A 5,502-nucleotide genomic window follows, 5' to 3' on the forward strand; every position below is an offset into this window, starting at 1 on the left:
CTTCGGGGTTCGTTAAAAATTTACAGCCGATAAGCGTGGGCGTTTGAAGGTAATTGCGTAAGTTCTTCGGAACAAGTCGCAAGACTTAAAAACGCTCATGAAGATAGAAGTGAAAGTTCACTTTAATTTCTTTATTTATGAGTTTTGCCTGGCCGCGAGGTCAGGCGCAAAAATCAAGATCGAACTATAGAGTTTGATCCTGGCTCAGATTGAACGCTGGCGGCATGCCTTACACATGCAAGTCGAACGGCAGCGCGGGAGCAATCCTGGCGGCGAGTGGCGAACGGGTGAGTAATACATCGGAACGTGCCCAATCGTGGGGGATAACGCAGCGAAAGCTGTGCTAATACCGCATACGATCTACGGATGAAAGCAGGGGATCGCAAGACCTTGCGCGAATGGAGCGGCCGATGGCAGATTAGGTAGTTGGTGAGGTAAAGGCTCACCAAGCCTTCGATCTGTAGCTGGTCTGAGAGGACGACCAGCCACACTGGGACTGAGACACGGCCCAGACTCCTACGGGAGGCAGCAGTGGGGAATTTTGGACAATGGGCGAAAGCCTGATCCAGCCATGCCGCGTGCAGGATGAAGGCCTTCGGGTTGTAAACTGCTTTTGTACGGAACGAAACGGTCTCTTCTAATAAAGGGGGCTAATGACGGTACCGTAAGAATAAGCACCGGCTAACTACGTGCCAGCAGCCGCGGTAATACGTAGGGTGCAAGCGTTAATCGGAATTACTGGGCGTAAAGCGTGCGCAGGCGGTTATATAAGACAGTTGTGAAATCCCCGGGCTCAACCTGGGAACTGCATCTGTGACTGTATAGCTAGAGTACGGTAGAGGGGGATGGAATTCCGCGTGTAGCAGTGAAATGCGTAGATATGCGGAGGAACACCGATGGCGAAGGCAATCCCCTGGACCTGTACTGACGCTCATGCACGAAAGCGTGGGGAGCAAACAGGATTAGATACCCTGGTAGTCCACGCCCTAAACGATGTCAACTGGTTGTTGGGTCTTCACTGACTCAGTAACGAAGCTAACGCGTGAAGTTGACCGCCTGGGGAGTACGGCCGCAAGGTTGAAACTCAAAGGAATTGACGGGGACCCGCACAAGCGGTGGATGATGTGGTTTAATTCGATGCAACGCGAAAAACCTTACCCACCTTTGACATGTACGGAATTCGCCAGAGATGGCTTAGTGCTCGAAAGAGAACCGTAACACAGGTGCTGCATGGCTGTCGTCAGCTCGTGTCGTGAGATGTTGGGTTAAGTCCCGCAACGAGCGCAACCCTTGTCATTAGTTGCTACATTCAGTTGGGCACTCTAATGAGACTGCCGGTGACAAACCGGAGGAAGGTGGGGATGACGTCAAGTCCTCATGGCCCTTATAGGTGGGGCTACACACGTCATACAATGGCTGGTACAAAGGGTTGCCAACCCGCGAGGGGGAGCTAATCCCATAAAACCAGTCGTAGTCCGGATCGCAGTCTGCAACTCGACTGCGTGAAGTCGGAATCGCTAGTAATCGTGGATCAGAATGTCACGGTGAATACGTTCCCGGGTCTTGTACACACCGCCCGTCACACCATGGGAGCGGGTTCTGCCAGAAGTAGTTAGCTTAACCGCAAGGAGGGCGATTACCACGGCAGGGTTCGTGACTGGGGTGAAGTCGTAACAAGGTAGCCGTATCGGAAGGTGCGGCTGGATCACCTCCTTTCTGGAAACAAGCAATTTAATTTAAACGCCCACACTTATCGGTTGTTGGAAGAAGTCGATCATTTTCGATGAGAAGATGGTTGTCGATTGGGTCTGTAGCTCAGCTGGTTAGAGCACCGTCTTGATAAGGCGGGGGTCGTTGGTTCGAGCCCAACTAGACCCACCAAATCTTCTGATACCTCGCGTGAGAGAAAACTGAGGGATTTGGGGGATTAGCTCAGCTGGGAGAGCACCTGCTTTGCAAGCAGGGGGTCGTCGGTTCGATCCCGTCATCCTCCACCAACAACACTGCGCAAGAATATTGTGCGTGGTACTTAATTCAACACCAAAGCAGCTTTGCAAGAGGCTGTTTTGTTGTTGATCAAGATCTCTTGATCAATCGGCTGTTCTTTAAAAATTCATAGAGTCGAATCAGCGCTGCTGATGGAAACTGCACATTCGTAAAGGTTTAGTGCAGACCGTGCCATCAGCAGCATAGAATTTTTGATTGCGTCAAAAGAAACTTCAATTTCGAGTCAAATCGAATTTTGAATGTACGGCATAACGCGTCAGGTGCAAGACCTGACATATTCCTTGAAATGATTTTGTGTTTCGCAAGAAACGTCAAAGTTATAGGGTCAAGTGAATAAGAGCACGTGGTGGATGCCTTGGCAATGATAGGCGACGAAGGACGTGATAGCCTGCGATAAGCTTCGGGGAGCTGGCAAATTAGCTTTGATCCGGAGATTTCCGAATGGGGAAACCCACCTGCAAAGGTATCGCATGATGAATACATAGTCATGCGAGGCGAACCGGGTGAACTGAAACATCTCAGTAGCTCGAGGAAAAGACATCAACCGAGATTCCGAAAGTAGTGGCGAGCGAAATCGGAAGAGCCTGTTAGTGATAGCACAAGACATAACGGAACAGTTTGGAAAGACTGGCCATAGCGGGTGATAGCCCCGTACGTGAAATGACCTGTGTGATACTAAGCTAACGACAAGTAGGGCGGGACACGAGAAATCCTGTCTGAATATGGGGGGACCATCCTCCAAGGCTAAATACTCATCATTGACCGATAGTGAACTAGTACCGTGAGGGAAAGGCGAAAAGAACCCCGGGAGGGGAGTGAAATAGATCCTGAAACCGCGTGCTTACAAAAAGTAGGAGCCTCGTAAGGGGTGACTGCGTACCTTTTGTATAATGGGTCAGCGACTTACATTCAGTGGCAAGGTTAACCGAATAGGGAAGCCGTAGAGAAATCGAGTCCGAATAGGGCGATCAGTCGCTGGGTGTAGACCCGAAACCAAGTGATCTATCCATGGCCAGGATGAAGGTGCCGTAACAGGTACTGGAGGTCCGAACCGACTAGTGTTGCAAAACTAGCGGATGAGCTGTGGATAGGGGTGAAAGGCTAAACAAACTTGGAAATAGCTGGTTCTCTCCGAAAACTATTTAGGTAGTGCCTCAAGTATTACCATCGGGGGTAGAGCACTGTTTTGGCTAGGGGGTCATGGCGACTTACCAAACCAAGGCAAACTCCGAATACCGATGAGTACAGCTTGGGAGACAGAGCACCGGGTGCTAACGTCCGGACTCAAGAGGGAAACAACCCAGACCGCCAGCTAAGGTCCCTAAAATTGGCTAAGTGGGAAACGAAGTGGGAAGGCTAAAACAGTCAGGATGTTGGCTTAGAAGCAGCCATCATTTAAAGAAAGCGTAATAGCTCACTGATCGAGTCGTCCTGCGCGGAAGATGTAACGGGGCTAAGCCAGTTACCGAAGCTGCGGATTTGCAATTTATTGCAAGTGGTAGGAGAGCGTTCTGTAAGCCTGTGAAGGTGCGTTGTAAAGCGTGCTGGAGGTATCAGAAGTGCGAATGCTGACATGAGTAGCGTTAAAGGGGGTGAAAAGCCCCCTCGCCGTAAGCGCAAGGTTTTCTACGCAACGTTCATCGGCGTAGAGTGAGTCGGCCCCTAAGGCGAGGCAGAGATGCGTAGCTGATGGGAAACAGGTCAATATTCCTGTACCGATTGTTAGTGCGATGTGGGGACGGATCTTAATAGGTTATCCGACTGTTGGATATGTCGGTTTAGATGGATGTAGGCGTACGTTAGGCAAATCCGGCGTACATATACCGAGGCCATTGATCGAGCGGGCTTGCCCGTGAAGTAACTGAACGAGGTTCCAGGAAAAGCCACTAAGCTTCAGCTAACAACGACCGTACCGCAAACCGACACTGGTGCGCGAGATGAGTATTCTAAGGCGCTTGAGAGAACTCAGGAGAAGGAACTCGGCAAATTGACACCGTAACTTCGGAAGAAGGTGTGCCCTATTAGTGTGTAGTGAACAACGAAGCATGAATGGGTTGCAAAAAATCGGTGGCTGCGACTGTTTATTAAAAACACAGCACTCTGCAAACACGAAAGTGGACGTATAGGGTGTGACGCCTGCCCGGTGCTGGAAGATTAAATGATGGGGTGCAAGCTCTTGATTGAAGTCCCAGTAAACGGCGGCCGTAACTATAACGGTCCTAAGGTAGCGAAATTCCTTGTCGGGTAAGTTCCGACCTGCACGAATGGCGTAACGATGGCCACACTGTCTCCTCCTGAGACTCAGCGAAGTTGAAATGTTTGTGATGATGCAATCTCCCCGCGGAAAGACGGAAAGACCCCATGAACCTTTACTGTAGCTTTGTATTGGACTTTGAACAGATCTGTGTAGGATAGGTGGGAGGCTTTGAAGCAGGGTCGCTAGATCTTGTGGAGCCAACGTTGAAATACCACCCTGGTGTGTTTGAGGTTCTAACCTAGGTCCATTATCTGGATCGGGGACAGTGCATGGTAGGCAGTTTGACTGGGGCGGTCTCCTCCCAAAGCGTAACGGAGGAGTTCGAAGGTACGCTAGTTACGGTCGGACATCGTGACGATAGTGCAATGGCATAAGCGTGCTTAACTGCGAGACTGACAAGTCGAGCAGATGCGAAAGCAGGACATAGTGATCCGGTGGTTCTGTATGGAAGGGCCATCGCTCAACGGATAAAAGGTACTCTGGGGATAACAGGCTGATACCGCCCAAGAGTTCATATCGACGGCGGTGTTTGGCACCTCGATGTCGGCTCATCTCATCCTGGGGCTGTAGCCGGTCCCAAGGGTATGGCTGTTCGCCATTTAAAGAGGTACGTGAGCTGGGTTTAAAACGTCGTGAGACAGTTTGGTCCCTATCTTCCGTGGGCGCTGCAGATTTGAGGAAGCCTGCTCCTAGTACGAGAGGACCGGAGTGGACACACCTCTGGTGTATCGGTTGTCACGCCAGTGGCATTGCCGAGTAGCTAAGTGTGGAAGAGATAACCGCTGAAAGCATCTAAGCGGGAAACTCGTTTCAAGATGAGATCTGCCGGGGCCTTGAGCCCCCTGAAGAGTCGTTCAAGACCAGGACGTTGATAGGTCAGGTGTGGAAGCGCAGTAATGCGTTAAGCTAACTGATACTAATTGCTCGTGAGGCTTGACCCTATAACTTTGATCAAAATACAGATCAAGGTGTTATGCCAAGTTGACGCATTCAAAATAATTCGCCAAAAGCTGATTCCAAACTCTATGAATTCGTTTGATTGATCGCGTGATCAGTCAGACTACCCTTTATGCCTGATGACCATAGCGAGTTGGTACCACTCCTTCCCATCCCGAACAGGACAGTGAAACGACTCAGCGCCGATGATAGTGCGGGTTCCCGTGTGAAAGTAGGTCATCGTCAGGCTCTTACAGCCCAGAAAACCCCAGTCAGCAATGACTGGGGTTTTTTGCTTTGCA

Annotated in this window: 2 tRNA genes and 3 rRNA genes; all 5 read left to right on the forward strand. The window is 50.5% G+C overall.

The features are described from left to right. The first annotated feature begins 181 nt into the window (after positions 1-181). Positions 182-1,716, forward strand: a 16S ribosomal RNA gene (locus tag VLK31_RS36060). Positions 1,717-1,804: 88 nt separating this feature from the next. Further along, a tRNA-Ile gene (locus VLK31_RS36065) sits at positions 1,805-1,881 on the forward strand. 40 nt (positions 1,882-1,921) lie between these two features. Then, positions 1,922-1,997 (forward strand) — tRNA-Ala (locus tag VLK31_RS36070). 333 nt (positions 1,998-2,330) lie between these two features. Further along, positions 2,331-5,205, forward strand: a 23S ribosomal RNA gene (locus tag VLK31_RS36075). 131 nt (positions 5,206-5,336) lie between these two features. Beyond that, positions 5,337-5,449: ribosomal RNA gene (gene rrf, locus VLK31_RS36080) — 5S ribosomal RNA — on the forward strand. Together the 16S, 23S and 5S rRNA genes with 2 tRNA genes alongside form the textbook arrangement of a ribosomal RNA operon. Positions 5,450-5,502: the final 53 nt, after the last annotated feature.

This window comes from Variovorax sp. H27-G14 (assembly GCF_046156345.1).
Taxonomy (GTDB): domain Bacteria; phylum Pseudomonadota; class Gammaproteobacteria; order Burkholderiales; family Burkholderiaceae_C; genus Variovorax.